This window comes from Mizugakiibacter sediminis (assembly GCF_000953855.2).
GTDB lineage: Bacteria > Pseudomonadota > Gammaproteobacteria > Xanthomonadales > Rhodanobacteraceae > Mizugakiibacter > Mizugakiibacter sediminis.
Genome location: NZ_DF970234.1, coordinates 1 through 5,771, shown reverse-complemented (window position 1 = coordinate 5,771; position 5,771 = coordinate 1). Strand labels below are relative to the sequence as shown.

General features: G+C 69.7%; 3 protein-coding genes. All 3 read right to left on the bottom strand.

Going from position 1 to position 5,771, the window contains the following annotated elements:
- Window positions 1-15 precede the first annotated feature (15 nt).
- Entirely contained in the window at window positions 16-3,075 is a 3,060-nt protein-coding gene (locus MBSD_RS11070; RefSeq protein ID WP_062537383.1) for an efflux RND transporter permease subunit, read from the bottom strand.
- Between the two features lie 135 nt (window positions 3,076-3,210).
- A complete protein-coding gene (locus MBSD_RS11065; RefSeq protein ID WP_062537382.1) occupies window positions 3,211-4,428 on the bottom strand; it encodes an efflux RND transporter periplasmic adaptor subunit in 1,218 nt (405 codons plus the stop codon).
- A 324-nt stretch (window positions 4,429-4,752) separates the two neighbouring features.
- The coding region (locus MBSD_RS11060) for a GGDEF domain-containing protein (RefSeq protein ID WP_062537381.1) at window positions 4,753-5,771 on the bottom strand (1,019 nt) is incomplete at its 5' end.

Genomic DNA, 5,771 nt, shown 5'->3' with positions numbered 1-5,771 from the left:
GCGGCGGCACGGCACTCAGCCTTCCAGCGCTTCCTCGAGGCCAGCCTCGGGGTGCCTGGCCTTCTCGGCGTGGTGGTCGGCGGCCAGCAGCATGTAGAACGACGGCACCACGAACAGCGTGAACAGCGTGCCGATCGCCAGGCCGGTGGAGATCACCAGACCCATGCTGAAGCGGCCGGCGGCGCCGGCGCCGGAGGCGATCACCAGCGGAATCACGCCCAGCACCATCGCCGCGGTGGTCATCAGGATCGGGCGCAGGCGCACCGCGGCGGCGTGCTCGATCGCCTCGCGCTTGGCCATGCCGGCGCGCTGCGACTCGTTGGCGAACTGCACGATCAGGATGCCGTGCTTGGAGATCAGGCCCATCAGCGTCACCAGGCCCACCTGCGTGTAGATGTTCAGGCTGGAGATCAGGTTGACGAAGATCAGCGCGCCGAAGATCGCCATCGGCACCGACACCAGGATGATGACCGGGTCGCGCAGGCTGTTGAACTGCGCGGCCAGCGCCAGGAACACGATGATGATGGCGAACAGCAGCGTGGTGCCGAAGCCGCCCGATTCCTGCACGAACTGCCGCGACTGGCCGGCGTAGTCGATCTGGTAGCCGCTCGGCGCCACCTCCTGCAGCGCGCTGCGCAGGAACTGCAGCGCCTCGCCCTGCGACATGCCGCTGGCGCCGGAGATGGTCGCCGAATTGAGCTGCTGGAAGTGGTTGATCGAGCGCGGCACCACCTCGCTCTTCAGCGAGGCCACCGTCGAAGCCGGGATCACCGAACCGTCCGGCGCGCGCAGGTAGTAGTCGAGCACCTGGTCCGGGTTGAGGCGGTCGACCTGCTTGACCTGCGGGATCACCTTGTACGAGCGCCCGGCGATCGAGAAGTAGTTGACGTAGCCGCCGCCCAGCGCCGCGCCCAGCGCGCTGCCGACGTCCTGCTGCGTCATGCCGAGCGTCGACACCATGTCGCGATCGACCGTCACCGTCGCCTGCGGCTTGTCGATCTTCAGGTCGGAGTCGACGAACCAGAACTTGCCGCTGGCCTGCGCCTTGGCGAGCACCGCCTGCGCCACCTCGTTGAGGTTCTGGAACGGCTCGGTGGTCTTGATCACGAACTGGATCGGCGCGCCCTGCGCGCCCGGCAGCGCCGGCAGCGAGAACACGAACACCTGCGCGCCGGCGATCCTGCTCCACAACCCCTGCAGCTCCTGCTGCAGTTCGCGCGCGCTTTTCGTCCGCTGGTCCCACGGCTTGAACAGCATGCCGCCGAAGCCGGTGCCGGGCTGGGTGATCTGGAACATCTGCTCGTACTCCGGCAGCTTGCTGCCGAGCGCGAACATCTGCTGCGCGTAGCCGTTCATCTGGTTGGCGGTGGCGTTGGGGGCGCCGTTGGCCTGGTAGAACAGGAAGCCCTGGTCCTCCTCGGGTGCCAGCTCCGACTGCGCGGTCATGCCGAGCAGGAAGGTCGCGCCGAGCAGCAGCGCGCCCATCACCACGACCACGCTCCAGGTGGACAGCGTGTTGTGCAGCAGGCGCTGGTAGCCGTGATGGACGCGGTCGAACTGGCGGTCCAGCCACTGCACGAAGCGGCCGCTCTCCTGCTCGGCGCTGAAGAAGCGTGCGCACATCATCGGCGACAGCGTCAGCGCGACGATCGCGGAAACGGTGACCGCGCCGGCCAGCGTGAAGGCGAACTCGGTGAACAGCGCGCCGGTCAGGCCCTTCTGGAAGCCGATCGGCACGTACACCGCGACCAGCACCACGGTCATGGCGAGGATCGGCCCGCCCAGTTCGCGCGCGGCCAGCAGCGCCGCCTGCAGCGGCGAGCGCCCCTCCTCCTTCATGTGGCGGTCGACGTTCTCGACGACGATGATCGCGTCGTCCACCACCAGGCCGATCGCCAGCACCAGCGCCAGCAGGGTCAGCAGGTTGATCGAATAGCCGAACGCCAGCATCACGAAGAACGTGCCGATCAGCGACAGCGGCATGGCGATCACCGGGATGATCACCGCGCGCGGGCTGCCGAGGAACAGGAAGATCACCAGGGTGACGATCACCAGCGCCTCGACCAGCGTCTTCACCACCTCGTGGATCGAGGCGGTGACGAACTCGGTGCCGTCGTAGACGATCTCGCCGCTCAGGCCGGCGGGCAGCTGCGCCTTGATGTCCGGCATCGCCTCGCGCACGCGCTGGGCGACGTCGAGCACGTTGGCGTCGGGCGCGACCTTGATGCCGATGAACACCGCCTGCTTGCCGCTGAAGGCGACGTTGAAGTCGTAGTCCTCGGCGCCGAGGGTGACGTCGGCGACGTCCTGCAGGTGCACGATCGCGCCGTTCTTCGACTTCACCGCGAGCTGCTTGAACTCGTCCACCGTGTGCAGGTCGGTGGCCGCGGTCAGGTCGACGCTGACCATCTGGCCCTTGGTGGTGCCGACCGCGGCGAGATAGTTGTTGGCCGACAGCGCCTGGTAGACGTCGGCGGCGGTGACGCCGTGCGCGGCCATGCGCTCCGGGTCCAGCCACGCGCGCAGCGCGAACTGGCGGCCGCCGAGGATCTCCGCGGTCTGCACGCCGTCGATCGAGTCCAGCTTCGGCTTGACCACGCGCGCCAGGTAGTCGGTGATGCTGTTGGACGGCAGCGTGTCGCTGCGGAAGCCCATGTACATCGCGTCGATGGTCTGGCCGACCTGCACGTTCAGCACCGGCTGCTGCGCCTGCGGCGGCAGCTGGTTGCGCACGGAGGTGACCTGCGTCTGGATCTGCGTCAGCGCCTTGTTGGCGTCGTAGTTGAGGCGCAGCGTGGCGGTGATGGTCGACACGCCGCTGACGCTGGTCGAGGTCAGGTAGTCGATGCCTTCCGCCTGCGAGATCGCCTGTTCCAGCGGCTGCGTGATGAAGCCCGCCACCGTCTGCGCGTCGGCGCCGTAGTACGCCGTGGTGACGGTGACCACCGCGTTCTCGGTCTTCGGATACTGGCGCACGGTGAGGTCGGTCAGCGCGCGCAGGCCGAGCACCAGGATCAGCAGGCTGACGACGATCGCCAGCACCGGTTTCTTGATGAAGATGTCGGTGAAATTCATGGATCGCTCCTGAAGCCCCGCTCCGCTCGGGAGAGGGGTTGGGGCGAGGGCTCGCCGACTCCGAGGGGCGCTCGGAGCCCGGACCCTGGCCCGGCACTACGCGCCGCCCCCTCCCGCGGGGAGAGGGCTGCGCGCTCAGCGTTCCTGCGGCGTCGGATTCGGGTTGTCCTCGGGACGCACGCGGTTGTCGACGGTCACCGCCATGCCGCTCTTCAGCTTGACCTGGCCGCTGGTGACGACGACGTCGCCCGCCTTGAGGCCGGTGAGCACCGCCACCTGGTCGCCGCGCGTGGGGCCGGTGGTCACGAACACCTGCTGCACGGCGAGATCGTCGCCGGCGGCGCCGGCCGCCGCCGGCTTGGCGGCCGGCTTCGGATCGCCGCCCGCCTTGCCGCCGCTGGCGTCCGGCAGCTCGCTCTTGTGCTTGACCACGTAGACCGTCTGGCCGTAGGGGTTGAACACCACCGCGGTCTGCGGCAGGGTCAGGTAGCGCTGCTGCTTGCCGGTTTCCACCGCGACGTTGGCGAACATGCCCGGCGCCAGCACGTGCTCGGGATTGGCGATGGCGGCTTCGATCTGCACGTTGCGCGTGTCCGCATCGACCTTGGGGTTGATCGCGGTGAGCGTGCCCTCGAAGCGCTTGCCCGGATAGGCGTCGAGGTGCAGCGACACCTTGCTGCCGACGCGCAGCTCGCCGAGGTTGCGCTGCGGCAGGTAGAAGTCGATGTAGATCGGGTCGAGCTGCTGCAGGGTGACGATCTTGTCGCCCGGGTTGATGTACTGGCCGGGGTTGATCATGGTGATGCCGAGCTTGCCGGCGAACGGCGCGCGGATGGTCTTCTTCGCCACCAGCGCGGCCTGCGCGGCGACGTCGGCGCGCGCCTTCTCGAGGTTGGTCTTCGCGGCGTCGTAGTCGGCCTGGGCGATCGCCTGCACCGCGACCTGCTTCTTGGCGCGCTCGTAATTGAGCTGGGCCAGATGCAGCGTCGCCTGCAGCTGCTGCAGCTTGGCGACGTCGTCGGCGTCGCGCAGGCGCAGCAGCACGTCGCCCTTCTTCGCCTCGCTGCCGGACTTCATCGGCACCTCGGTGACCAGGCCGGCGACCTCGGAGGCCACGTCCACGCCGCGCACGGCGCGCAGGGTGCCGACCGCGCCCAGTTCGGGCTGCCATTCCTGGTAGCCGGCCTGGGTGGTGGTCACCACCGGCGGCGGCGGCGGCTTCATCCCCGCCATCATGCGCATCACCAGCAGCACCTTGATGCCGGCGATGATGGCGATCAACAGCAGCACCAGCAGCACCATCACGATCATGCGCTTGGTCGTGCTGGGCTTGTTCTCCACGCGGGCGTGCATGGGAGTCTCTCCGTCCGTCGGTTCGAGGGGTCAGGGCGCCGTCGATACGACACGCCCGACGCGGGGCTCGGGCGTCGCGCGGCACGACACGGGGGCGCGCCGGGCCGCGCGCAATACTAAACTAAGCGGTTCAGTTAAGGGAAGGGGCCGAGGCCGGGCTAGCCTGCTCCCGCCCGGCCGATCCGCCAACGGCCGGATGTCACGGTCGCGAGATGACAAACGTCGGGTGACCCGGCCCCGCCATCATCCCCGGCGACGACGCGGCAGCGCAAGAGGCGAGCTTCGGACGCGCGGCATCCGCGCCGCGGCGGATGCGCGCCGGGCTCAGAACAGGTCGACCGAGCCGGCGTGGTGCGGCGCCTCGAGCTCGCCGGCGGCGACCAGCGCCTCGTAGCCGCAGGTGCGGTTGCGGCCGTGCTGCTTGGCGTAATAGAGCGCCTTGTCGGCGCGGTCCAGCACCAGCATCGGATAGTCGCCGGGCGCCATGCGCGCGTAGCCCAGGCTGACGGTCACCGTGCCGACCTGCGGGAACGGCTGCGCGGCGACGCTCTCGCGGAAGCGCTCCAGCGCGCGCCGCGCCATCGCCTCGGGCGCCGGCTCCAGCAGCACCACGAATTCCTCGCCGCCGAAGCGGAACAGCAGGTCGGTGCGGCGGAAGCACGCCTTCATGCGCTGCGAAAGCATCAGGATCACCTCGTCGCCGTAGACGTGGCCGAAGGTGTCGTTGATGCGCTTGAAGTGGTCGATGTCGAAGATCGCCAGCCAGACGTGCGCGTCGCCGTCGTCGTGCCGGCGCGCGTCGACGGCGGCGGGCGCGGGCGCCGCGGCGCGCTCGGCGCGCTGCTGCTCGATCAGGCGCTGCAGGCGGCGGTCGAAGGTGCGGCGGTTGTAGAGGCCGGTCAGCTTGTCGCGCTCGCTCTCGTGCAGCAGGGCGACGTAGTTGGCGTAGACGCGCGCGAAGCCTTCCACCAGCAGGCGCGCCTCGGCCAGCTCGGCCATGCTCTCCACCGCCAGCGCGCCCAGCGCGTGGCCGTCGCACAGCAGCGGCACCAGCAGGCGCGCGCCGCCGCCCGTCGCCGGACACTGCAGCGGCAGCCGGCTGGCCAGGCATTCGGCCAGCGCCGCGTCTTCGCGGTCGCGCGTCGTCGGCGCGCCGGCGGTCACGGCGAACGCGCTGCCGCCGGGCGCCGCACGCGCCACCTCGGCCAGCCCGCGCGGCGTGCCGCATTCGCCGGCCAGCTTGTACAGCGCGGCGGCGCGCAGCGGCACCAGCTCGGCCAGCGACATCAGCAGGCTGCGATCCAGCGCCTCGAGATCGCGCTCGTGGGTGATCTCGGCCAGCG